The sequence below is a fragment of the Neptuniibacter sp. QD29_5 genome (assembly GCF_047778125.1).
Lineage (GTDB): Bacteria > Pseudomonadota > Gammaproteobacteria > Pseudomonadales > Balneatricaceae > Neptuniibacter.
In genome coordinates this window covers 2,970,502-2,994,803 of sequence record NZ_CP180556.1, presented here as the reverse complement: position 1 = coordinate 2,994,803, position 24,302 = coordinate 2,970,502, and the positions used below count along the sequence as shown (strand labels likewise).

General features: G+C 45.6%; 24 protein-coding genes. 5 read left to right on the top strand and 19 right to left on the bottom strand.

Annotation, left to right across the window (positions count from 1 at the left end; genetic code table 11):
• Positions 1-4: 4 nt before the first annotated feature.
• The 4 genes from ACMXYR_RS14235 to leuS form a co-directional block, all read right to left on the bottom strand.
• Complete coding sequence (locus ACMXYR_RS14235; protein ID WP_415885889.1) at positions 5-337, bottom strand: c-type cytochrome; 333 nt, start codon at positions 335-337, stop codon at positions 5-7.
• 73 nt (positions 338-410) lie between these two features.
• Positions 411-1,433, bottom strand: coding sequence for a DNA polymerase III subunit delta (gene holA / locus ACMXYR_RS14230; protein WP_415902093.1), 1,023 nt, complete (start codon positions 1,431-1,433; stop codon positions 411-413).
• A gap of 6 nt (positions 1,434-1,439) precedes the next feature.
• Complete coding sequence (lptE, locus tag ACMXYR_RS14225; protein WP_415902092.1) at positions 1,440-1,949, bottom strand: LPS assembly lipoprotein LptE; 510 nt, start codon at positions 1,947-1,949, stop codon at positions 1,440-1,442.
• Between the two features lie 24 nt (positions 1,950-1,973).
• A complete protein-coding gene (leuS, locus tag ACMXYR_RS14220) occupies positions 1,974-4,565 on the bottom strand; it encodes a leucine--tRNA ligase (protein WP_415902091.1) in 2,592 nt (863 codons plus the stop codon).
• A gap of 136 nt (positions 4,566-4,701) precedes the next feature.
• On the opposite strand from leuS, the gene ACMXYR_RS14215 reads away from it, so the two are divergent.
• Positions 4,702-5,232, top strand: a complete 531-nt coding sequence (locus tag ACMXYR_RS14215) for a zinc ribbon-containing protein (RefSeq protein ID WP_415902090.1) — start codon at positions 4,702-4,704, stop codon at positions 5,230-5,232.
• 8 nt (positions 5,233-5,240) lie between these two features.
• Here ACMXYR_RS14215 and lnt read toward each other — a convergent pair whose 3' ends face one another.
• Genes lnt through miaB form a run of 5 tightly spaced genes read right to left on the bottom strand, consistent with a single transcriptional unit; the run spans position 5,241 to position 10,415 of the window.
• Positions 5,241-6,737, bottom strand: a complete 1,497-nt coding sequence (lnt, locus tag ACMXYR_RS14210; protein ID WP_415902089.1) for an apolipoprotein N-acyltransferase — start codon at positions 6,735-6,737, stop codon at positions 5,241-5,243.
• A 5-nt stretch (positions 6,738-6,742) separates the two neighbouring features.
• Positions 6,743-7,579: an HlyC/CorC family transporter gene (locus ACMXYR_RS14205; RefSeq protein ID WP_415902088.1), complete on the bottom strand. Its 837-nt coding sequence runs from the start codon at positions 7,577-7,579 to the stop codon at positions 6,743-6,745.
• Positions 7,580-7,601: 22 nt separating this feature from the next.
• Positions 7,602-8,057 carry an rRNA maturation RNase YbeY gene (gene ybeY, locus ACMXYR_RS14200; protein ID WP_415902087.1) on the bottom strand — a complete coding sequence of 152 codons (456 nt, stop codon included), beginning with the start codon at positions 8,055-8,057 and terminating at the stop codon, positions 7,602-7,604.
• Entirely contained in the window at positions 8,054-9,046 is a 993-nt protein-coding gene (locus tag ACMXYR_RS14195) for a PhoH family protein (RefSeq protein ID WP_415902086.1), read from the bottom strand. The genes ybeY and ACMXYR_RS14195 overlap by 4 nt, the downstream gene beginning before the upstream one ends.
• Positions 9,047-9,050: 4 nt before the next feature.
• Positions 9,051-10,415, bottom strand: a complete 1,365-nt coding sequence (gene miaB, locus ACMXYR_RS14190; RefSeq protein WP_415882489.1) for a tRNA (N6-isopentenyl adenosine(37)-C2)-methylthiotransferase MiaB — start codon at positions 10,413-10,415, stop codon at positions 9,051-9,053.
• A 322-nt stretch (positions 10,416-10,737) separates the two neighbouring features.
• Here miaB and ACMXYR_RS14185 point away from each other — a divergent pair, with 322 nt between their 5' ends.
• From ACMXYR_RS14185 to ACMXYR_RS14170, 4 genes are all read left to right on the top strand, one after another.
• Entirely contained in the window at positions 10,738-11,535 is a 798-nt protein-coding gene (locus tag ACMXYR_RS14185; protein WP_415902085.1) for a formate/nitrite transporter family protein, read from the top strand.
• A 204-nt stretch (positions 11,536-11,739) separates the two neighbouring features.
• Positions 11,740-13,407 carry a SulP family inorganic anion transporter gene (locus ACMXYR_RS14180; protein WP_415882487.1) on the top strand — a complete coding sequence of 556 codons (1,668 nt, stop codon included), beginning with the start codon at positions 11,740-11,742 and terminating at the stop codon, positions 13,405-13,407.
• 53 nt (positions 13,408-13,460) lie between these two features.
• The gene (locus tag ACMXYR_RS14175; protein WP_415902084.1) at positions 13,461-13,787 is read left to right on the top strand and encodes a DUF1820 family protein; all 327 of its coding nucleotides are present in this window, start codon (positions 13,461-13,463) and stop codon (positions 13,785-13,787) included.
• A 99-nt stretch (positions 13,788-13,886) separates the two neighbouring features.
• On the top strand, positions 13,887-14,699 hold the full coding sequence (locus ACMXYR_RS14170) for a M48 family metallopeptidase (protein ID WP_415902083.1): 813 nt from the start codon (positions 13,887-13,889) through the stop codon (positions 14,697-14,699).
• Between the two features lie 57 nt (positions 14,700-14,756).
• Here the strand turns inward: ACMXYR_RS14170 and ACMXYR_RS14165 are convergent, their stop codons facing one another.
• From ACMXYR_RS14165 to epmB, 10 genes are all read right to left on the bottom strand, one after another.
• Entirely contained in the window at positions 14,757-14,999 is a 243-nt protein-coding gene (locus ACMXYR_RS14165) for an NINE protein (protein ID WP_415902082.1), read from the bottom strand.
• A 4-nt stretch (positions 15,000-15,003) separates the two neighbouring features.
• Complete coding sequence (locus tag ACMXYR_RS14160) at positions 15,004-15,318, bottom strand: NINE protein (RefSeq protein WP_415902081.1); 315 nt, start codon at positions 15,316-15,318, stop codon at positions 15,004-15,006.
• A 181-nt stretch (positions 15,319-15,499) separates the two neighbouring features.
• A complete protein-coding gene (locus ACMXYR_RS14155) occupies positions 15,500-16,465 on the bottom strand; it encodes a 2Fe-2S iron-sulfur cluster-binding protein (protein WP_415902080.1) in 966 nt (321 codons plus the stop codon).
• Positions 16,466-16,476: 11 nt separating this feature from the next.
• On the bottom strand, positions 16,477-17,277 hold the full coding sequence (locus ACMXYR_RS14150) for a group I truncated hemoglobin (protein ID WP_415902079.1): 801 nt from the start codon (positions 17,275-17,277) through the stop codon (positions 16,477-16,479).
• Between the two features lie 10 nt (positions 17,278-17,287).
• Positions 17,288-17,623: a c-type cytochrome gene (locus ACMXYR_RS14145; RefSeq protein WP_415902078.1), complete on the bottom strand. Its 336-nt coding sequence runs from the start codon at positions 17,621-17,623 to the stop codon at positions 17,288-17,290.
• A gap of 24 nt (positions 17,624-17,647) precedes the next feature.
• Complete coding sequence (locus ACMXYR_RS14140) at positions 17,648-18,229, bottom strand: DUF3365 domain-containing protein (protein ID WP_415902077.1); 582 nt, start codon at positions 18,227-18,229, stop codon at positions 17,648-17,650.
• A gap of 47 nt (positions 18,230-18,276) precedes the next feature.
• Positions 18,277-19,587, bottom strand: a complete 1,311-nt coding sequence (locus ACMXYR_RS14135) for a cytochrome c3 family protein (protein WP_415902076.1) — start codon at positions 19,585-19,587, stop codon at positions 18,277-18,279.
• A gap of 15 nt (positions 19,588-19,602) precedes the next feature.
• Positions 19,603-21,585, bottom strand: a complete 1,983-nt coding sequence (locus ACMXYR_RS14130) for an FAD-dependent oxidoreductase (RefSeq protein WP_415902075.1) — start codon at positions 21,583-21,585, stop codon at positions 19,603-19,605.
• 350 nt (positions 21,586-21,935) lie between these two features.
• Positions 21,936-23,087, bottom strand: a complete 1,152-nt coding sequence (locus tag ACMXYR_RS14125) for a hypothetical protein (protein ID WP_415902074.1) — start codon at positions 23,085-23,087, stop codon at positions 21,936-21,938.
• Between the two features lie 119 nt (positions 23,088-23,206).
• Positions 23,207-24,220, bottom strand: a complete 1,014-nt coding sequence (epmB, locus tag ACMXYR_RS14120) for an EF-P beta-lysylation protein EpmB (protein ID WP_415902073.1) — start codon at positions 24,218-24,220, stop codon at positions 23,207-23,209.
• Positions 24,221-24,302 lie beyond the last annotated feature (82 nt).

The following is a 24,302-nucleotide window of genomic DNA, read 5'->3' as shown; positions in this document are numbered from 1 at the left end:
TGCATTACTTAGAGATCATATGTGAATGCTGGAGTTTAACCACATATTGAGCAACTGCATCAGCTTGTTTTTCTGAAAGTTGATCAAAAACTGGCATGCTGTGCTTATCTTTATTGTAGCCGTATTTGATCATCAAAATAATCTTGTAGGCTTCCATCGGTTCCTTTCCAGCAAACTTTTCCATATATGCGCCGGGGCCATGCTTGGTATGGCAGTCTTTGCAGTAGTAACCATAGAGATCCTCTCCAGACTTCATCTGTTCTGGTGGAGTCTCATTATCACAGCCACTTAATACCAGTGATATTGTACAAATAAGGCCTAAAAAGAGTGGGCGCATAGTTACCTATCTCATTGATATATAATAGCATCATAACTGATGATGAATGGTGAGACTAGGTGTTCTTGGATGCTTAATTTGGAAGCGCAAGTGCTTGTCCAGCCAAGGTGAGCGAGATGGAAGTAAGGAGTAGCCAAGCATCGCCGACGGTCATACCTTTAACAATTTTATCCACTTCGGCACATTGTTGTAGGGCTTGGTTGATTTGAGCACCGCTAATGCGTTGGGATGCTTTGCGGGCTAAAGGCTTGCGTTTACCCCAGATGCGTTCCCGTTGGTAGACGGCATCAAAGGACTGGCCATTATTTTGCGCTTGTTGAATCGCAGCTAGCGTTCGAAGCTCTTTTGATAGTGCCCAGAGTACTACTGGAGGCTCTGTACCATCTTGGCGAAGTACCTGAAGAATCTTACAGCAGCGCGCAGCTTGGCCTTGTAAAGCGGCATCAGAGAGGCCGTAAATATCATAGCGCGAACTATCAGATACGGCATTGATGACATCGTCGGCAGTTACGACTTGGCTAGGGAAAAGTAAGCTGAGTTTACTTAGTTCCTGTTTTGCGGCCAGTAGGTTGCCTTCAATACGATCACAAAGCAGTTGGATTGCTTCATCATCGAGTTTGAGCTCGATCTGAGCGGCGCGTTGACGAATCCAGTTAGGTAGCTGCTCAGCTTCAATAGGCCATACTTCAATAATTACACCAGAGCTATCGATCGCTTTAAACCAAGCGCTCTTTTTAGCTGTACCATCGAGTTTATCGGCAATGATAAACAGAATGTTATCTGGTGCTGGATTGTTAAGGTATTCGCGTAGAATTTCGCTGGATTTTTTATTTAGCTTACTGCTGCCAAGGCGTAGCTCAATAATCTTCTTTTCTGCAAATAGGGAAAGTGCGTTGGCGCATTCAAGCAAGTATTCCCAGCTGAAGCTACCATCGACATGAAGTACTTCACGTTCGCTAAAGCCTTGTTGTTGCAGGTGTTGACGAAGAAGGTCGCTACTCTCTTCTGAGAGTAGGGGCTCATCACCGGTAATCAGATAAACCGGCGATAAACCTTTTTTAAGATGACCGCTAAGTTGCTCTGGGCGCAGTTTCATACAGGCTTATTGAGCGCTGTTATTGGATAGGTAGCGGCGAAGAATCGATTGCGCAACGGAGTTATACAACTCACGGCGTAATAGCTCTTCTTGTTCAGAGCTCGCTGCAGCAGCATTTTTGTTGTAGGTATATGTACGATCGCGCTGAAGTTTAATGTCTGAGGTTATAGGGTTACCCTGTTGGTCAGCGACTAACATAACAACTTCTACCGATAGCTCATACTCATCAACATCAGCACTGCTACTTATTGTCGCGGCGCGGCGTTTATATCGGAACTGGCGAAGCTGGATCTGGTAAGGAGCACCTGCTATCTCCCTAACGCCATTAAATTTCATATTTTGGCGTAAGGATTTGAGCAGTTCAGAGTTAGCATTACCGGAGATAATCGTTACTTGCTGCTTGTCTGCAGAAACTTCTTGAGCGCCACGCAGCTGAAAGCCGCATGCGCTCATGAATCCACACAGAGTTAGCAACAGAATGATTTTTCCAGTCAATGATTGCCATTGTTTGATCATGATCTGCTCCTTAATCTGTGCTTATTAACCAACTACGATGTTCACTAGGCGGCCAGGTACAACAATCTTCTTACGGATTGTCTTATCAGCCATGTGCTTTTGAACATTTTCGTCAGCTAGCGCTGTGTGAAGGACAACATCTTCATCTGCATCTGCAGCAACATTGATCTTCGCACGTACTTTGCCGTTAACCTGAACAACCAGTTGAATGGTGTCTTGAACTAGCGCGCTTTCGTCAACCTGTGGCCAAGCAGCTGTTAGGGCGTCGCCTTCATTGCCTAGTTCGATCCAAAGCTGGTGGCTGATATGCGGAACGATTGGGCCTAGTAGCAATACTGCTGCTTCTAGTGCTTCTTGCATTACCGCACGGCCTTGTTCGCTGATATCAACAAACTTAGCGATTGTATTCGACAGTTCCATTACAGCTGCGATTGCTGTGTTGAATGTCTGGCGGCGTTCCATATCGTCAGATACTTTCTGAATCGTGGAGTGAACCTTTAGACGCAGCTCTTTCTGAACGTCAGTTAGGCTGTCTTTGTCGATAGCAGCAGTAGAACCACCCACTTTTAGATGATCGTGAACCTGTTTCCATAGACGTTTAAGGAAGCGGTGTGCACCTTCAACACCTGTATCAGACCACTCTAGAGATTGTTCTGGTGGTGCTGCGAACATCATAAATAGACGAACTGTATCCGCGCCATATTTATCGATCATTACCTGTGGGTCGATGCCGTTGTTCTTGGACTTAGACATCTTAGACATACCGTCATGCTGAAGCGCCTGACCAGTAGAGCGATGAGCTGCGCTCACTACGCGGCCTTTCTCATCAGTTTTGATATCAACATCTGATGGGGATACCCAAACCTGACCACCGTTCTCATCTTCATAGAAGAAGCTGTCAGCCAATACCATGCCTTGGCAAAGTAGACGTTTAAATGGTTCATCGCTATCAACCAGACCTTCATCACGCATCAACTTGTGGAAGAAGCGTGAGTAAAGTAGGTGAAGAATCGCGTGCTCGATACCACCGATATACTGATCTACTGGAAGCCAATAGTTCGCTTTTTCAGGTTCAAGCATGGCATTTTCGCTACTACGAGAAGCATAACGCGCGTAGTACCAAGAAGATTCCATGAACGTATCGAATGTATCTGTTTCACGTTCAGCTGCACCACCACATTTAGGGCACGTTGTGTTGATGAAGCTTTCCATCTTCTTGATTGGAGAGCCGCTACCATCGAACTCAACTTCTGTAGGTAATACAACTGGAAGCTGATCTTCTGGAACAGGCACTGCACCACAGCTCTTACAGTTGATTACAGGGATTGGAGCCCCCCAGTAACGCTGACGAGATACACCCCAGTCACGTAGACGGAAGTTAACGGTAACTTTACCTTTGCCTTTCGCTTCTAGGTCGGATGCGATTGCTTTAAAGGCAACGTCGAATTCAAGATCGTCGTAAGCGCCAGAGTTAACCAAAGCGCCTTTTTCTGTGTACGCTTCTACGCTTAGATCAACGTCTGCATCGTCTAGTGGGCGGATAACTTGTTTGATATCCAAACCGTACGTGGTCGCGAATTCCCAATCGCGCTGATCGTGGCCCGGTACAGACATAACTGCGCCAGAACCGTAATCCATTAATACAAAATTAGCAGTCCAGACAGGAACTTCTTCACCTGTTAATGGGTGAGTGGCAGTGATGCCAAGCGCCATGCCTTTCTTTTCCATCGTTGCCATGTCTGCTTCGGCAACTTTTACGTTTTTGCACTCTTCAACAAATGCGGCAAGTTCTGGATTGTTTTCAGCAGCTTTAAGTGCAAGTGGGTGTTGAGCTGCAACGGCAACGTAAGTCACACCCATTAGTGTATCAGGACGAGTTGTGAAGACTTCTAGCTCACCGTAACCGTCAACGTCGAACATTAGCTCAACACCTTCAGAACGGCCGATCCAGTTTTTCTGCATAGTACGAACCTGCTCTGGCCATTGATCTAGTTTATCTAGATCTTCCAGTAGCTGGTCTGCGTAATCTGTGATTTTAAGGAACCACTGAGGGATCTTCTTGCGCTCAACTAGCGCACCTGAGCGCCAGCCGCGACCATCGATAACCTGCTCGTTAGCAAGTACGGTTTGATCTACAGGGTCCCAGTTTACTTCAGCTTCTTTCTTGTAAACTAAGCCTTTGTCCATCAGCTTAGTGAAGAACCATTGCTCCCAGCGGTAGTACTCTGGGTGACAAGTTGCTAGTTCACGGTTCCAGTCGTAACCAAAGCCCATTTGCTGCAGCTGGTTACGCATGTAATCGATGTTTTCATAGGTCCATTTCGCTGGTGCAACGTTGTTTTTCATTGCTGCGTTTTCTGCAGGTAGACCGAAAGCGTCCCAACCCATTGGTTGAAGTACGTTTTTACCCTGCATGCGCTGGTAGCGAGAAACTACATCGCCAATGGTGTAGTTACGAACATGACCCATGTGGAGACGTCCACTTGGGTAAGGGAACATAGACAGGCAGTAGAATTTTTCTTTCTGCAGATCTTCTTCACATTTGAAGCTGTCGTTATCTTGCCAGTGTTTCTGGATGGCTTGTTCAATCTTTTGGGGGCGATATTGTTCGTTCATGTTCGTGAATCGTAATGCCTATGATGAAAAACCGGCATCCAATTGACGCCGGTTAATAAAAGTTTGCTAATTGGGGCATAGCATACAATATATACAAGAGGGCAAACAGCATTTCTGCTAAAAACGAGGTGGTTTTATGGGCGCGGATAGCGATAAGAAAACGAAACTGGCTTCAGCTGACTATGACAGAGTGCTTCTGCGGCTAACAAAGGATCTGAAAACGTCGGAAGCTAAATCTTGGGATCTATTGCAGGAGAAGATCCACGATGCTGTGGAATTAGAGTTAGCGGCAGAGGATATGACTCGGGATGAGATGGATCTGCTTAAGGCTTACTTAGCTCGAGACCTTAAAACATTGGGCTACTATGCCCATGAAACAGGTGCAGGGATTGCTGCATGGCTGAAATTTGATTTGAATGCGTTAGAGCATACGTTTGCTGAGCAGCTCAAGTTGATAGCAGATCAAACCCGTATCGGGCAAGAGATGTTACGAGAGCGTTTAGACCACGATGAGGATCAGTACATTGCTGGTGAACTAGCTACAGTAGGAACATTGCAGTGCTTAAGCTGTTCCACTCAGTTTAGCTTACAAAAAACGGAAAAGCTGGAGCCTTGTCAGGCATGTGGGAAAACATTTTTTAAACGTGTTTCTCAGCCTTGGCCGTAATAGTTGTACTAACTGAAATCGGGGTAGGGGTTGTCTTGCAGTGTTAGTTGATGACGCCCTAACCCAAATAGTGCGAATAAACTGGCTAAGAGCAGGGTAGGTAAAGACCCAAACTTCTGAAAAGGTGTCATACCTTGCATGCTATACACCTGTGTTCGTAAGACGCCTGCCTGGAACTGTGGAAGCTGTTCTACGATCTGCCCTTGAGGATCGATAATACCGGTAAAGCCGTTATTGGTTCCTCGTATCAGCCAGCGACCATTTTCTACCGCTCTTACTCGGGCAATCTGCATATGTTGAGCTGGTGCGATGGACGCGCCAAACCAAGTATCGTTAGACACAGTAAGCAATATATCGGCGTTTAACGAGTTCTTTCTAACTAGTTCTGGGTAGGCTATTTCGTAACAGATTGCGGCGCTAATCTTGTGGTTGGCGACCGTTAGCAGTGGTTGTTCCCCTTGTGGAAGAGAAAAACTCGACATTGGTAAGTTAAAGAAGTCGAGCAGCCCTCTAATCTGTGTTTCCATCGGCACGTATTCACCAAAGGGCACTAGGCGTTGTTTATGGTAGATACCGCTGCCTGTGGTGAGAATCGCCAAGCTGTTATGAACTCGATAGCCTTTAGGGTGGTTGTTGTCTCTTGTTGTGCTAGGAAGGCCGCTGATTAATGTCGCTCCATTACTATCAAGGTCGCTCAGTAATTCAGCTAACGGAGTAGCTGCATGTTGGAACAGTGCAGGAATGGCTGTTTCTGGCCAGAGCATGAGCTCAGCGTCGATATGAGGTTGAGATAACTTGATGTATTTGGCGAAGATCTCAGGGCGATATTCCCGGTCCCATTTAATTTGCTGCGGGATATTAGGTTGAACGATCGCGACTTTCAGAGCCTTATCCGTTGCAGCTGTCCATGGATTAAAAGAGAGTATGCTTGCTATCAATGGCAGTGGCAGCAATAACAAGGGTCTCAGATTACGGCTGCGAATAAATTCTGCTGCAGCGATCACTGTTGCCAACATAGCAAAACTTGCTAGCCAGACACCGCCTATAGGTAAAAGATTCTGGAATGGGGTATCTAAAGATGCGTTACCTAAATACAGCCAAGGGAAACCGGTGAATAGCCAGCTACGTAGCCACTCAAATAGTACCCAGCAGCCAATAAAACTCAGTGCTTGAAAGCGGGCTGAGAATAGCTTTTTCCAAGCGTACTGTTGCAGCGCAAAGAGCAGAGCTAGGCCTGCCACGAAAAGTGCGGTTAAGGCGAGGGCGATGGGTAAGGGTGTATGACTGTGCTCATGAATGCTTACAAACACCCAAGATGCACCAGTTCCAAAGAAACCTAGACCAAATAAATACCCAAGCCAACTGCTTTGCTTTATTGATCGGTTCCGGCTGCATAGAAACAGAACAGCTGGAGGCAGTAAGGCTAGATAGGGGGTATTAAATGGTGCTAAGGAGGGGGCAATTAATGCCCCTGCAAGCAAAACGAGTAGCAGTTGCAGAGGCATAGTGATTATCCGTTACGGCTTACCTGTAGTAGGCGGATTCGACGAGTGTCAGCAGACAAAATTTTAAACTGGAAGTTATCGATCTCTACACTTTCATCTTTTTTCGGCATGCGACCAAATTTTTGTGTAACGATACCGCCGATAGTATCGAACTCTTCTTCAGAGAAAGTTGTGTCGAAATACTCGTTGAAGTCGTCAACTGGCGTAAGGGCTTTAACAATAAAGGCATTCTTATCGAATGGTTTGATGTTGCCATCATCCTCTTCGCTATCATGTTCATCTTCGATTTCACCGACGATCTGTTCCAGAACATCCTCGATGGTGATTAGACCAGATACGCCACCGTACTCATCCATGACGATCGCCATGTGATTACGCGTGACACGGAACTCTTTGAGTAGGATATTCAGGCGTTTAGATTCTGGGATGAAGGTTGCCGTACGCAGTTTACTTTTGAGATCAAACTGTTCAAGGTTGCCTTCTAGAATTAGCGGAAGAAGGTCTTTTGCGAGCAGGACACCAAGGATTTCATCTGGCGTTTCACCGATCACTGGGAAGCGAGAGTGCGCGCTGGAAATAATAACTGGTAGGAACTCTTTAGGCGTTTGATCCGCTTCCACAACTACCATTTGTGAGCGAGGGATCATTACATCACGAACCTGCATGTCTGATACTTGCATGGCACCTTCCATAATGGTCAGTGCTTCGTTATCTAGCAGATTTTCGTCGGTCGCTTGACGCAAATCGGTTAACAGATCCTCGCGGCTGCGAGGTTCGTCATTAAACGCTTGGGAAAGCTTTTCTAACCAGCCTTTCGGCTGTCCCGATCGATCTTCGCTCATGGTGTGTTGAGTGTCCTGATATTTAGTTACTTTCCAAGTATGGGTCTTTTATATCCATACTGGCGAGAATTTTACGTTCGAGATTTTCCATCTCTTCAGCTTCTTCATCATTTATATGATCGAAACCGATTAGATGCAAGCAGCCATGCACAACCATGTGGGTCCAATGGTCAAACAAAGGCTTTTTTTGCTCCTTTGCTTCTTTAGCAACCACATCGGCACAGATAACAAGATCACCTAGTAGGTGCAGAGGAACGCCTTCAGGCACCTCAAATGGGAAGGAGAGAACGTTCGTTGGTTTATCTTTATCGCGATAAGTGCGGTTGAGGGTTTGGCTCTCTTCCGGTGTTACTATGCGGATGCACACTTCACCTTCATCAACCTGGCCGGTCAGCGCAGCGGATATCCATTGCTGAAACTGATCTTCTGTCGGTAGATTGCCTTCAATCTCGTACTGAACTTCGCATTCCAAACTCATTTATGAGAATCCTGCCTGCCTTCTTTTTTCTCAAAACGGTCATAAGCACGGACGATGTGCTGAACCAGTGGATGTCGCACGACGTCTTTAGCGGTGAAGTGGGTGAAACCGATATCTTTTACATCGTCTAGCACTTGCATCGCGTGGATCAAACCCGAGCGCGTGCCTTTAGGTAGATCGACCTGAGTGATATCACCGGTAATAACTGCAGTAGAACCAAAACCGATACGTGTCAGGAACATCTTCATCTGTTCGCGCGTCGTGTTCTGGCTTTCATCCAGAATAACGAATGAGTTATTCAGGGTACGGCCACGCATATAGGCCAGAGGCGCAACTTCGATCACGTTACGCTCAATCAATTTGCCTACACGTTCAAATCCTAGCATCTCATACAGCGCGTCATAGAGAGGACGCAGATATGGATCAACTTTTTGGCTTAGATCACCTGGCAGAAAGCCTAGCTTTTCACCGGCTTCAACAGCAGGACGAACCAATAAGATGCGATCTACTTCTTCACGTTCTAAGGCATCAACTGCGCAGGCAACCGCAAGGTAGGTTTTACCTGTGCCCGCCGGGCCAATACCAAAATTGATATCGTGTTGAAGGATTGAGCGTACATAGCCTTGCTGGTTTTCACCGCGAGGGCGGATCAACGCTTTTTTCGTACGGATACTGATATCCGTATCTTTAATCTGTTGATTGCTATTACGCTGTTCCAGACCGCTTTCTTGAATTAGAAGATGGATCTGATCGGGTGAGATACGTTTGTCCTGCTTAGCGTCGTTATAAAGTGCTTCAAGCATTTCGGAAACGAAGGTGATGTTTTCGATATCACCCAGTAGTTGGAAGTGATTACCGTGGTTACGAATCTCAATGCCTAAACGTTTCTCAACCAGTTTGAAGTGCTCGTTGAACGGGCCGCCAAGGTTTGCTAGGAACTCAGCATTTTCAGGTTCTAGTGTGATTTTGATCGATTGTGCAGTGCTCAACAGCTTAGCCCGCCTTCAAGGAAAAATTGTCGTCCAGTTCTGAACAGATTAGCTCACCTACTAAAGAGTTGGCATAAGCTTGAGCAATATTCACATCGGCAAAGTGGCCGATTAGATCTGGGTTATCGCAACGGAAGTTCACAACACGGTTGTTTTCAGTACGACCTGAAAGTAAGCCCGGATCTTTCTTAGAATAACCGTTAACCAAAATACGCTGAGTGGTACCCACCATGCGACGGCTGATCTGCTGAGCATTTTGAATAATGCGGCTTTGCAGAATTTGTAGACGCGCTTTCTTAGTTTCTTCGTCGATATTGTCAGGCAGATCAGATGCCGGTGTGCCCGGACGACGGCTGTAGATAAAGCTATAGCTGTTATCAAAGCCGATATCTTCGATTAGCTTCATTGTCGCTTCGAAATCAGCGTCAGTTTCATTCGGGAAACCGATGATAAAGTCAGAAGAGATCTCGATATCTGGGCGTGCTTTACGGATACGACGGATTTTTGATTTGTACTCAAGCGCAGTGTGACCACGTTTCATAGCCATTAGGATTTTGTCAGAGCCGCTTTGTACCGGTAAGTGAAGGAAGCTCACTAACTCAGGCACATCTTCATAGGCTTCGATCAAGCTGTCAGTGAACTCTACCGGGTGGCTGGTAGTGAAACGAATACGATCAATACCATCAACCTCTGCTACACAACGGATCAATTCTGCTAGATCGGCAGTATCGCCATCATGCGTATCACCACGGTAAGCGTTCACGTTTTGACCGAGTAGGTTAACTTCACGCACGCCTTGCTCAGCAAGCTCAACACATTCAGTAATAACATCGTCTAGAGGGCGGCTTACTTCTTCACCACGTGTATAAGGTACAACGCAGAAAGTACAGTACTTAGAGCAGCCTTCCATCACAGAAACAAAGGCTTCAGCGCCTTCTACTTTAGGGGCTGGAAGGTGATCGAACTTCTCGATTTCAGGGAAAGAGACATCGACAATGCCTACACCGCCGTTACCGGTTTCAGTAATCATCTCGGGCAAACGGTGTAATGTTTGCGGGCCAAAGATCATATCAACGTAAGGTGCACGTTTTAGAATGTTGTCGCCTTCCTGACTTGCCACACAACCACCGATACCAATTTTGATATCTGGGTTCTTCGCTTTCAGTTTGCGCCAGCGGCCTAGCTGGTGGAATACTTTTTCCTGTGCTTTTTCACGAATCGAACAGGTGTTCAGGAGCAGAACGTCCGCTTCATCAGCGTCCTCAGTTAGCTCAAGATCATGACTTTCCCCCAACAGATCGGCCATACGTGCAGAGTCGTACTCGTTCATCTGACAACCGTGGGTTTTAATAAATAGCTTCTTCGCCATTGTTCACCTGTATTTTGCGCGTATCAAAGCCCGGCTGGAAAATATGGCCGGGTGCATAAAGGACCGCGCATTATACTTAAGCGGCCAGATAATGAACAGTTTAGTCGAGTTGAAATCGGCTCATTTTATCAGTTGATACGGCTGCAAAAGCCTTGGTTTTCAAAGGGGTTTTAGAGATCCGAGTTGGGCTATGGGTATTTGGTACTGGTATTTAGTCACTTGGTGCATAGAGGGGGACTTATTAGACTTTAGTTTTGGTAACATTGCCTTCCATTTTTTATCTTTGTTTATATATTAAGTAATTTTTTAAGGAAAGGCGTTTATGGCGTATTTGGAGCCGCGTGAATTTGTTACCAAGATGGTAGATGCAGGCGAACAAAAGATCTTTATGACCACAAGGGATACTTATATCCGTTCATTGATGGCCGGTGCTATTTTGTCTTTGGCTGCATTCTTTGCCATTACGGTGATTACCAATACAGGGAACTTATTGATTGGTGCAATTCTATTTCCCGTCGGTTTTATCATGCTAAACCTGATGAAATTTGATCTTCTCACCGGAGCATTTACCTTAGTACCTCTTGCTGTGATTGATAAACGCCCAGGCTGCACTATTAAGAAGTTATTACGTAACTGGTGGTTAGTCTTTTTGGGTAACCTTTCTGGCGCCGCTATCGTCGCTTTTTTTGCTTCCTTTATTCTGACTTATGGTTATCAAACTGATGGTGGCGCAATTGCTGAAAAAGTCAGTTGGATCGGTGAGTCTCGTACCCTTGGCTATCAAGAACAAGGGATTTGGGGATGGATTACTATTTTTATCCGCGGCATGTTGTGTAATTGGATGGTGTCTATGGGCGTTGTAGGGGCGCTGATCTCAACATCTGCTAGCAGTAAAATGGCGGCAATGTGGATGCCGATCATGCTGTTCTTCTACATGGCGTTTGAACACTCCGTTGTGAATATGTTCCTGTTCCCATTTGCGATGATTATGGGTGGCGACTTCACGTTGGTGGATTACTTAGTGTGGAATGAAATTCCTACGGTGTTGGGTAACTTAGTTGGTGGCTTCTTGTTGGTAGGTTTGCCTCTATACCTAACCCACGTGAAAACTGGCAAGTAATAGTGTTTTATTAATTAGGAGTGGCTTATTTTTGTGCGGATTTTATTCAACTAAGCTGAATAAAATCCAAGACTACTCCTAGTTTTATCGTAGAAAGGTTTTTATGAGGAATATTTAGTCGAGTTGGATCAGATAAACCTTGCTCGCTTGCGCTCGACTAGTAAAATTACAGCCTGGATTCCTGTACACAAAGAGAAAAGTTAGATGCTTGCGCTGAATACGCTGAGTAAGAAGAACCTTCGCGGCGATATGTTAGGTGGTTTGACAGCTGCGGTTGTCTCGTTACCCCTTGCTTTAACCTTCGGTGTGGCGTCAGGTGCGGGTGCAGAAGCGGGTCTTTATGGCGCAATTCTAATCGGTTTATTTGCCTCTCTCTTTGGTGGTACTTCTACTCTTATTTCTGAGCCTACCGGTCCAATGACAGTAGTTATGACTGCTGTTGTGAGTACGCTGATTGCTACCCATCCCGAAAAAGGTCTCGCCATGGCCTTTACCGTCGTCATGATGGCGGGGTGTTTCCAGATAATATTTGGCTTCCTCAAACTGGGGAAGTACATCACTTTAATGCCTTACTCGGTGGTTTCCGGCTTTATGTCCGGGATAGGCGTTATCCTGATTCTCATGCAATTGGCCCCTGCGCTTGGTCAAACTGCGCCTGCTGGTGGGGTTGTGGGGACATTGTCGAATCTCCCAGAGCTGGTTATGAATATCCAGTTGGGCGAATTTTTACTGTTCGTAGTGACTTTACAGTTGCTTTTCTTTACGCCTGAAAAGCTTAAAAAGTATCTGCCACCTCAGCTAATAGCGCTGGTGTGTGTAAGTATTCTGTCGGTGCTTGTTTTTGATTTTGAGCAGATTCAGCGTATCGGTGAGATCGATGCATCACTACCTTCTCTGGTGATTCCTCACTTCACTCACGCCGAACTAAGTATCATGCTGGTGGAAGCGATGGTGTTGGGTATGTTGGGTTGTATAGACTCGATGCTGACATCGGTTATCGCTGATAACTTGACTCGAACTGAGCACAACTCTAACAAAGAATTAGTAGGCCAGGGCTTAGGTAATATCATGTCTGGCCTGTTCGGTGGCCTGCCGGGTGCGGGTGCGACTATGGGGACTGTAGTCAATATTCAGTCGGGTGGTCGGACTGCGCTTTCCGGTGTAATAAGGGTCGTCGCCTTAGCCATAGCGGTATTTGGCGCCGCCTCATTGATCGAGAATATCCCGCTTGCTGTATTGGCCGCGATTGCGGTGAAAGTAGGTATGGACATCCTTGATTGGTCGTTTATCAAACGTGCCCACAAAGTCTCCCGCCATAGTACCTTGATCATGTATACCGTACTGCTACTTACGGTCTTTGTTGATCTGATTGTTGCTGTAGGTATCGGTGTATTTGTAGCCAATATCATCATTATCCAGAAACTCTCTATGGTTGAAGCGCAGAAGGTGCGGGCCATGTCGGACGTTGATGATGAGATCCCACTGGATGAAGAACAGAAGACTCTTCTGAATAAGGCGGACGGTCGTGTTCTTCTTTTCTATTTGTCCGGTGCAATGATCTTTGGTGTTTCTAAGGCAATAGCGCGTGAACGTCAGGATATTGAAAGACACGAAGCGGTTATTTTTGATTTGAGTGATGTCTCTTTCTTGGATGACACTATGGCACTGTCGATCGAAAACGTAGTCTTTGAGGCTCTAGATTTAGGTAAGCATGTATCGATTATTACTCGATCAAAAGAAGCTCAGGATAAATTGCTCAAACTAGGATTAGAGTCCCGTATCAGCAGTAAGGATTTTGCTAGCACTCGTACGGAAGCTTTGGAGCGAGCTGTTCAGTATCTTGATGAATCACAAGTTTATGCCGGTGCGTAGTCAAAGCGCCGTGGCTTGTAATGAGTGAATAGCAACCTAGGTTTGCGGAACAGATGGCTAAGAATAACGATCGTATCTATAAAGTGATTTTTGTAAATCAGGATCAAGTTTTTGAACTCTATGCTAAGCATGTTTATCAAAGCGACATGTGGGGATTTTTAGAGATTGAAGAGTTGGTCTTTGGGAATCGCTCTGAACTCGTTATCGACCCAGGTGAAGAGAAACTCAAAACTGAGTTTAGTGGTGTGAAGCGCTCTTATATTCCTTCCCATGCGATCGTTCGCATCGATGAGGTGGAGAACGAAGGCGTTGCTAAAGTTTCAGAGGCAAAAGGTACTATCGCGGCATTTCCGGTAGCACCTGTACAGCCAAGATCGTGATCACTCTTTTGTTTCAAGTCCCAAGCAAATCGTATGTTGAATATTATTTTTAAATGTTCAATATATTAGCTTCTTACCCTTTCTAACTAAGGAATAGCAATGGATCAGGATGATCGCGTTTACCAGCTTCCTGCTGACCATGACCAGCAGGTTGCTCAATTTACCCGTTGGATGTTGATTGGCATCTTCGCTCTTATTCTCATACTTGGTTCTTTGATTTGGTTTGCGGATCGCCTTTTACAACAGGTGCCTTTTGCTGCTGAGCGAGACTTTGTCGCGCCCTATATTGAGATTTATCACAGTCAAAGGGATCTAAGTGTCGAAGAGGTAAAGACTGAACGTTATCTTCAGGATTTAGCTGATGGTTTGGCTAAACGCATGAACATACCTAACGATATAACGGTCGATGTTCATTTGATTGATTCAGATGACATGAATGCTTTCGCTACCTTAGGTGGCAATATCTTTGTTTTGCAGGGCCTTATTGATGCTATGCCAGATGAAAATTCTCTTTCGATGGTGCTTGCTCATGAACTAGGGCATATCAAGCATCGAGATCCTATTGTGAGTATTAGTCGCGGTCTGGCATTTCAGGTCGCTTACAGTTTTATCGCGGGTGATGGCAGTTTAGTTTTATCTACCGGTTCTGAGTTAGGAATGTTGTTTTTTAGTCGTGAACAGGAGCGAGAAGCAGACAAAATTGCGTTAGTAACCTTGCAAAACTACTACGGGCATGTGGCAGGTGCTACCACCTTTTTTGAACAAGCTTTAATCATAGAGAAAGAGGCAAGTGAGGAAGCACCAGAGTGGATGCATAGTCACCCGAAACTGCAAAATCGAATTGATCAACTAAACGCAGATATTGAAGAAAACTTCTGGGTTAGGGGTAAAGCGCAGCCCTTGGAACTCTAAATCCAGGCAATAAAAAAGGCTTCGTTGAACGAAGCCTTTTTTGAAAAACTAGTGTGCTTATTGTGCTTTGATTACACGGCCTTCTTTATCTTTAAAAGAGCCCACAGCAATCATGATGAAATCAACTAGAGACCAAATGCCTAGACCGCCCAGTGTTAGCAGCATGAGGATACCAGTACCGATTTTACCTACGTAAAAACGGTGTACGCCCAGTACTCCTAGGAAGAAACATAGTAGAAGTGTTGGTACAAAGCCTTTTTCGCTTAGCTCAACTTGTGGTGCAACAGCTGTGTCAGTCATCTCATTATCCTTGATTCGCTTGTTTTAGCTTTTGGCCTGGATAGCAAACGTAGCGTCCTTGGCCATCTTTGAAAGAACCTGTTAGTAGCATTATGGTAATGACAAAAGTGTGCAGACCATCCACTACGAAAAATAACAGCGCCCATAGAAGCTCGCCGTTAAGATAGAAATACATTGTTATAACAAATAGGCTGAAGTCGAAAATGCCTTCGAGATAACGACCTAGGTAGAAATGATGAATACCGAGTACGCCAAAGATGGCAGATAAAGAGACAGCGACCGCGTAGCTTTTTTTCGAAGGTTGTTGAGATGTTTCCATGCTGACTTCCTAGCAGTTCCAATTGCTATACAGATAAACAAGATGGTAATCGTCAACAATACATTCAGTCAAGAATAATTCTCATTATTGAATGAGTGTTAGTTAATATTTGCTAAGCTTCCGAATCAAATTTAAAAAAAGCCGGCAGTGCCGGCTTGTGGGAGTTAGGCTAGCAAGTTACCTAACTCGAGGGAGTGAACAGGTCGCAGTAGATATCCTGCATATTGGCACCAGCCAAAAATGTTTGTTTACGTAACGCTTTGACGCGATCTTCAGATCCACAGAAATAAGCTCGGTAGCCCTTGGTATTTGGTACCCTATTTTTGACTACAGCATTGAGGTCACCGATCTCGCAACCATCTGGTTCTGATCCAGTTTCTTCTAGCACAACTGGGTAATAAGTGAGATTTTCGTAGTGCTCACTCAATGCTTTTAACTCTTCGATTAGGTATAAACCTGCGCTATCTTTAGCGCCAGCAAATAAGCTAATTGGACCTGTATGACCCTGTTGTAACGCAGCCCGAACGATACCGTAGAGTGGCGCAAGTCCAGTTCCGGTAGCTGCCATGATTATGGGTTGGTTAGGATCTGATTCCGTATAGAAACAGTTGCCAAATGGCCCCTGTAGTTCAATGCTTTCACCTACAACAAAGTCATTAAGTGCCCATTGGCTAAATTGGCCATCTGCAAAAATACGCAGCTGTAGTTCAATATGGTCATCGATGCTTTTTACGCTGGCGATTGAGTAAGAACGACTTAATCCATCATGACGGACTAAATTGATATATTGTCCTGCTAAGTAATCTATATCTGCTTTTAGTTTGAGTTGCAGAACGGAGCCCGTCAGTTGTTGTTTACTGATTAAAATCCCCTCGGTTGAGGATACTTGCGCATTACGTTGAACGCTCATCTCAGTATTTGGCTGACAGCGACAAGCCAGAAAGTAGCCCTGCTGCTTTTGAGTCTCTTTAAGACCTTTTTGAGCTTCGTCTGGTGGCGTACCTTCTGTTGCTTGGAGCATGCAGCACTGGCAAGCGCCAGCACGACATGAATTGGGAATGTCGTGACCAGCATCTAATAAGGCTTCTAAAAGGTTAGAGCCTTCTTTGACCTTAATATCAGCCTCTTCAAATCTGACGCTTACCATGTTGTGACTCCTTAGCGATTAAGCACGTCGTCTTTAACGCTGCCGGCAATACCTGCGATTTCGCCGATATCACTTTCACTCACGCCGAGCTCAGTCAGCGTCGCGGCTAGGTTTTCAACTACCGCATTAAAGTGGGTTTCGTTAAGCCCTTTAAGGTGTTTGTGACCTTCACGCATATCTTGTCCGGTGTAATTGTGTGGGCCGCCGAATACCATAGTTAAGAAGGCTTTTTGCTTGGCTGCTTGGCCATCCATATCAACATCATCGAAGTAGTGGCTGATACGGTCATCAGCAAGCACTTTGCGGTAAAAAATATCGACGGCAGCATCTACCGATGCTTCGCCACCAATTCGCTCGTATAAACTCATCTCTTTTTCCTCTTGGACTGCCTCGCCTTCCTTTGGGCGATTAAGAACATCATCTCTTACACTTTCCGCGATACCTGCGATTTCGCCGATATCATCACTGCCAACACCCAGTTCAGTCAGGGTCGCAGCTAGGTTTTCCACTACCGCATCAAAGTGGCTATCGTTTAGCCCTTTGAGGTGTTTATGGCCTTCGCGCATATCCATGCCGGTGTAGTTGTGGGGGCCACCAAAAACCATGGTTAAAAATGCTTTTTGTTTTGCGGCTTGACCTTCCATATCAACATCATCGAAGTAGTGGCTGATGCGTTCATCTACCAACACTTTGCGATAAAAAATATCCACAGCAGCGTCTACCGCTGTTTCGCCGCCTAGTCGTTCATAAAGGGAGGCTTGGCACTTAGCCCCGCCGAAAATTGATTTCAATTTGCTGAAGAAACAACCCATGTTAGATCCCTCATTCTTTGATTTGTGAAAGCATGTAGCCAACTGCTAAGCCGATCTCTTCGTCAGAAAGATCTGTAAAACCACCTTTAGCTGGCATCAGGCCAATGCCATTAATGGCATGTTCGACCAGAACGGCCTTGCCCTGAGTCGCACGTGTTTTCCACATCTTTTTATTACCAACGATAGGGGCACCGTTGATGCTTTGTGCATGGCACGCAAAGCATCGACCCTCTACGATCTCTTTCCCTTGTTGCAATGCGAGAGATAGAGCAGCAGTCTTCGTTGTCTCGCTTGAGTCACATCCTGTGGCGATAAAAGACACTAGGATTAGTGTGAACAGCGACATCAGAGCACCGTTAAACATGGGTGATTACTCGCCTAGAGGTACACGAATAACGACACCGCCCATAACATCACCGAGTTTAAAGTCTGTTTTAGGGCTATCTTTATGGCCGTTGTGACAGCTCACGCAGGCTTTTACAGAAGCAACATCCGCGTAAACCGCAGTGAAGTAGTCTTTGCCACCTAATGTTTCTGTTCCGTAGAAGTTTTTACCTAGGTTTTTAGCAACGTACTCAAGGCCTTCTTTCTCCATGTCAGTACGTGGGGCGTTTTGTGAATTGATTGGCCAAATTGACTGGAGGGAATATGTGAAGTCATCCGTTACTTCAGATACCGATTCATAACCTAAACGGAACATCTGCGCTGGAAGTGGTACACCGTTATCTACATCTTTCCAGTGCTCAACTGGCATAACGGCATCAGCTCCTTTAGGACCAAGACGACCAACAATGTATTTTGTGTAGTTAGTACGGTCAGCATTCATTACTGCGAAGAGTGCGTCAGTGTGTTTGCTTGGATCGATACCAACCGCTTTTTTTTCTTCCTGACAGCCTGTGATTGCTAGTGCAGTTGCCGCTATTGCAGTGGCTAAAGTTACTTTTTTCAGCATAGTATTTTCCTCGTTCCCCAAGTTCTCATAAGTAAATCGGTATAGGGCTATTTAGCTTCTCGGTCTAAAACCATCTGGATAGACGGAATATTTTGAGAAGGCAGCCCTTTAAAATTGTTTTCAATCAGTACTTCGTCAGCCAAAGCGTCGATGCTGAATGAAAGGGAGTGACAATCCATGCAAACGCTTCGGATCATCTTTTCATTCGGACGTAAATTCATGCTTTGGTTGTGCTGTACGCGAACGACCTCTTCACCAAACTCTTTGTGTACTTCGCGCGGCATATGACAGGTCGCACAGGTCACGCCGCTGCCTGCTGGTAGCTCGCCTTTTAGCTCTTGCTTCCAAAGTTCTGCGTGAGGTGAATTGGCATAGTTTTGTGTATGGGTATCGTTGTGACAGCTGGTACAGGATTCGACAGCAGCGAGTTTTGGCTCAGGTTTATGTGCATCGTGACAGCTTGCACAGTCTAGACCTGTTGTATCAGCGTTCTCATGAAAAGCGGCTCGACCGGTGGCTGGAGACATCTTGCCCAACCCTACCGATAGCTTCATACCGTGCTTTCCTGCCAAAAAGCCTTTTTCTTCGTGGGTATGACAGATATTGCATGCGGCAAGACCTGGATCGTCTTGCCATGCTTGTCTTTGTGGTGCATGGCAACTGGTACAGTTCACACCAGCTGTCGCATGGATGCTTTCACTCCACTCTTTAAGGTGTTCAGGCGAGGCAGAAGGCGCATCAGCCTGATCTATTGATAGACTTGCTTTACGTTCGATTGATTGTGTACCGGTTCGAGCTAAAACTTGGGCCATCGCTTTGATCATCGGACCTTCGTTGTTGCTCAAAAGGAAATCTTCATAGAGTGCGCGGTTATCGTGATAGTTGTGGCAACCTGCTGAGGCGCAAGTGTCAAACCCCATCCCTTCATGACTTGGTCGTTCTTCGGCAATTTCTGCATGACACTCGTAACAGAAGTCGTCTGGTAGCGTTACACCCATCTCGAAGGTTTGGTCTTGTTTATGTTCGCCATGACAGGTCACGCAGCTAACGGCATTGATCTTTTCAAGTCGGTCAGCGTTACGTGGATCGGTAAACTTTTTGATTGGATGTGAATCGTGAGATGTTTTCAGCTCTTCTTGGTGGCAGCCTAGGCATGCATTGTGGATGATCTCTTCGCCACCAAATGGATCGGTGTGGCAAGTATCACAACTCATTTCGATCTGATGGTGACCGTGTGTCGCTTCACCGATTATGAAGTCAGGTTTCTGTTCTTCTAAGAACATCTGGTAACTCAAATAGCCTGCCAACGATAAGCAAAGTACTAACCAAGCAAGCCAGATAGATAATTTACGACTCATGAATATCTCTCCGACCTAGAAATAGTAAACACTGAGAATGTGGAAGCTTAAAAGGGCTGGTAGAGGCCAGCTCAGCAGCAAGTGACCCCAAAAACCGATGCTGCGCAGTTGCTGACCGACATTGAAGGACAGCTTATGTTGCATGCCTATCGCGAGGCTGATCACAATGCCTAAACCCGCTAAGAGTAAGAAATTGAGCAATAACCATTGGTTAAGAGCTTGGCCACTATTGAATCCGGTATGGGCCAGTAAAATGATCAGGCAGAGGAGGGCCAAAATAGTGTGCAGGCTGCGCCATAGTTTGTAAGAGCCAAACTTAAGTACTTTGCTGCGCTTCTTAAGTGACATAAGAAGGCCAACAACCGTGAGGCCTAACAGCGTAAACCCAGTTACTTGCTTGTAGAAACCGTCGTTCCAGAAAAGATCTAAACGCATTACATCTTGCACGGATGTGCTAACAGTAAAAGCAGGTACCATTAGAAAGGCGATTAATGCGGCTAATACCCCTAAAGAGGTGATCAATAAATTACTGCTATCTGGCGCTGCTTGTTGCTCTGCTTCGGAGCCAAGAATTTGTTGAACAAGTGGCTTACAACTACCACATGTGGTTGTAGCGCCTGTGCATTTGGCAATAGTTTCCATGGAACAGCAGCCTTGCTGCTCCATGGCATAGCTGAGTTGCCCACGTGTCACGTTGTTACAGTTACAGATCACTGCGGTTTCTGGCCAGTTTTCTGGGCTATTAGACGCTGGATTCCAAAGGTTTCCGGTAAAGTGGAAACGCAAAATCTGCCATGCATAAACGCGGCGCTGGTGGGTGATCAGCTCCTGAATACGAGGGATCTCATCCCAGTCGCCAATCGCCATTGCACCTACAATTCGTCCTTTGCGAATGGCCAGTTTGCGATATCCGCCATCTTTGGCCTTGTGGCTGAAAAACTGTTTTTTATCGTAAGGCTGATCGTCTAAGACATCACCCATACTGAATACGGACTCGCCGACGACTTTAAGGCGAGCAATGCTATGAGAGCCTAAATATTGGCTGTCACCTTGGGTTATATGATTGGCAGCCACAGCGGCTTGTTCGAAGCCCGGGGCTACTAATCCGTAAACTTTATCTCGGTGTTCCGCGCATTCACCAATGGCGTACACATCCGGATCAGATGTTTGTAAGCTATCGTTGACACGAATGCCGGTACCTACTTTGATCCAAGCTTTACGCGCTAACTCAATATTAGGCTTGATGCCTGCAGAGATAAGTACAGAGTCACACTTGAGTGTTTTACCATCACGCAGTCTGACCCCCTTTACTCGTTGATCACCGACTATGCCTTTCACTCCAGCGCCGACAATGACGCGAATCCCCATAGATTCAAGCTGGCTTTGTAGCATTGCAGCAGCGTCATCATCTAACTGTTGATTCATGATGCGGCTAGCTTGCTGGACTAAAGTGATATTGGTCAGATTGCCTTGCATGGCACGCGCGGCTTCTAAACCTAGTAAGCCGCCGCCAACTACGACTAAATCTTGGCTACGAGTTGTGCGTGCTTTGAGCTTTTCAGCATCACGCATGTTGCGGAATGTGAATACTCCTTCTAAATCTACACCGGTAACATGTGGAACGTGTGCACGAGAGCCAGTGGCGATGACTAGCTTGGCGTAGCTGTAATGATTAGCTTCTGAATCTGTAACGCTGTGGTTTTCAGTATCAATCGACACGATCTCTTTGCACAGGTATTTGAAAAGAGGGTCGTTATCTAATTCATCGAGTGGAAGTAACAAGTTTTCTGCAGAATCTTGACCTGCAAGTAGGGCGCTCAGACGAACGCGGTCATAGGGTAGGTAGGGTTCATTACCAAATAAAATTACCGGTGCCTGAGGTGCGTTTTTGCGCAACTCTTGAATAAACCTAAATCCAACAGGACCTGCTCCGACCACAATGATCGCTTGATCCCATTTGTCAGTACCGTTGCCCAATTTTGGTTGTACTTCGCTCATTATTTGCTCCCCTCGGTCGTACTCAATGACCTTGGTAGTGATAGAGCAAAAGGCTTGCCAAAAATGTTTTATTTGTACATTTATATTTGTAAAGTAATTTAAATTCAATAGGTTAGTTTGATGTTTTTTTATGTATGAATAGGGCTTCTCTTTATGTTGCTGTGCACCATAAATTGGCTTGATCAAAAAAACAGCAATAAAACTGCGCAGAAAAGTTGCGCAATCGGTGTGCCAAAAAGGAGCAAAATCGATTATTTGTGGGAGATGATTTAACCGGTTTGCCCCAATTTGGATAAAATTGAGGGGGGAATTAGTAAGCGTGTTTTAAGTGTTAACTAAAGGCTTTTTGGTTACACAACCAGATCAACCTGCTGTAAGGTGCCGGTCTCGCCTTCCTCTGTTAGAAAAAGGCCTGTTGCACGAATCTTTCCTGCCATTTCGTCACTATGTTGGCCTGCACTTAGCTCCCAATCCGTACGGGAATAACCAAGATATAAAGCGCCAATATCTTTGTCGGCTAAGGTGAACATGCTGCTACTGCCATCATCATGCTGAACCCAGATGCGTAATTGATCCCAGATCGCATCGCCTTCATCGATAAAACCGTTGTTATCATCATCGTAGGCTGCGAGCTCTTTAAAGCCATTACCTGACTGTGCGCCAAACAGCTCGTTACCATTATCAATTGAGCCATTGTTGTTTTTGTCGAGGGCGATATAGCCGCTAGCATCATCAAGACGATGAACGGTATCCAGCTCACCATCGCTATCTATATCGAATTCAATCGTATCGGCGCTAAGTTCGGCGGCTTGGCCAGAAAAATTGATCACGAGAGGGTCTTTGAGTGCTGCGCCCAAACGAATTTGAAAACTGTGATTCTCGCTGAGTGAGCGACTCATATTGAGTTGTAGGTTAAGATCGATAACCCTACCGTCTGCAGTCCTCACTTGCCCTTGGGCTTGAAACTGGACTTGCTCGGTGGAGGTTGTGGTTTCGCTGTAGCTGTACTCGAAGCCGTGTTCTAGGGCTTCGCCAGAAGTAATACTCAGTTGGCTAGCAGATGTTGTTGCTTGCTCCGTAGTAGCATTGTTAGCGCTATTTCCTACAGCTTGAGCATCTAACATGCCGACATTGAAGCTTTTGCCAGTCATGCTCTCAAACAGCTTTTTTAAAAGCTCAATTTTGACTTTATCTTCTGGGTTTAGCTCAAATAGGCTTGAGCTACTCCCCGTCGTCTTTGTGATTAGTTGATCAAGGCTGTATTTACCGACATTTTCCCGTTCCATCTGTTTGCGGAAATCGGCATAGGTTGAGTCATCAGTTTGAGTGCTTTGATTTACTTCTTTTACCACCCGTTCTCTGTGACTGCCTTCGACTAAATTCTCTTTATTGAAAGCATCGCCAGCACGAACATACCCCTCGGTTAGATGCTCTCTAATTTCGGTATAGGTCGATTGGTGTGCTGTACTCTCCAGTGCAATATCAGAAGCTGCAATACGCATTGCTTCACCCTCTGGTGCTTATTATTCCATTCGATAGTTATCGGCAGCAGTCGAAGGAAGCAAAGGATGAAACTAAGAATATGAAAAAGTTTCAGTTTCCTTTCGTAAGAACGGCGGGGTTAGAACAAGAGTGTTTTAGAACCCTTGCCAGGAATCTCGCGAGCAAGCTTTGGTACTAGGTAACCCGGTAATGTTGCCTGCAGTTGTTGGTGCAACGCTATGGCTTGATCGTCAGGGATATCAAAGTGAGCTGCACCTTTTACCGGGTCTAGGGTGAATAAGTAATAGGGTAGAATTCCGAAATGAAAGAGCTTTTCACTCAGCTCCGTTAGCGCGGTTAAGCTGTCATTTACGCCTTTGAGCAACACTGCTTGGTTTAAGACGGTAACGTTTGCTGCTCTAAGTTCCGCGCTAGCTTGTGCTACTTGTTGATCCAATTCATTTGCATGATTGGCATGAAGAACCACTGCGATGTCGAAACGGCTATTGGTAAAGAGAGTGGTTAACTCGGAGGTTACCCGCTGCGGGATCACTATAGGTAAGCGGGTATGAATTCTTAAACGCTTTAAATGAGGGATCTCTTCTAAATCCGTAATCATTCTACGCAAGCGTTTATCCGAGGTTGCAAGGGGATCGCCTCCTGAAAAAATTACTTCGGTAATGCTTTTATTTGCATTTAAGTACTCAAGTACTTGTTGCCATTGCCCAGAACCTAAGCGGTTGTTTTGATAGGGGAAATGGCGGCGAAAGCAGTAACGACAATTTACTGCACAAGCTCCACTTAGAATAAGCAGTACACGACCATGGTATTTGTGGATAAGTCCATCACTGTGGTTTGCAGCCATCTCTGCAAGAGGGTCGGTGACATAGCCTGGAATATCCGCGCTTTCTGCATCTAGCGGTAGAATTTGGCGTAACAAAGGATCGTTTGGATTACCTTTTTCTATCCGCTGTAGAAATGGCTTTGGCACTTTTAGTGAGAAGAGATTGCTCCCTTGTTGCGCGCCATGAAGTAGTGATGCGGGGAGATCTAATAGCTTAAGCAGCTCGGCTGGATCATCAACTGTGTGACTCAGGAGCTGTTGCCAGTCGGCTTCTTCCGTGACGGGAATGGGATTAGAAATAGAATTCATGATGTTTTTGTACGGAATTACGACTGAAAGTTGCTCGCATTTTCCTTTCAAGTAGAATGTCTGTCAATTTTACGATCAACAG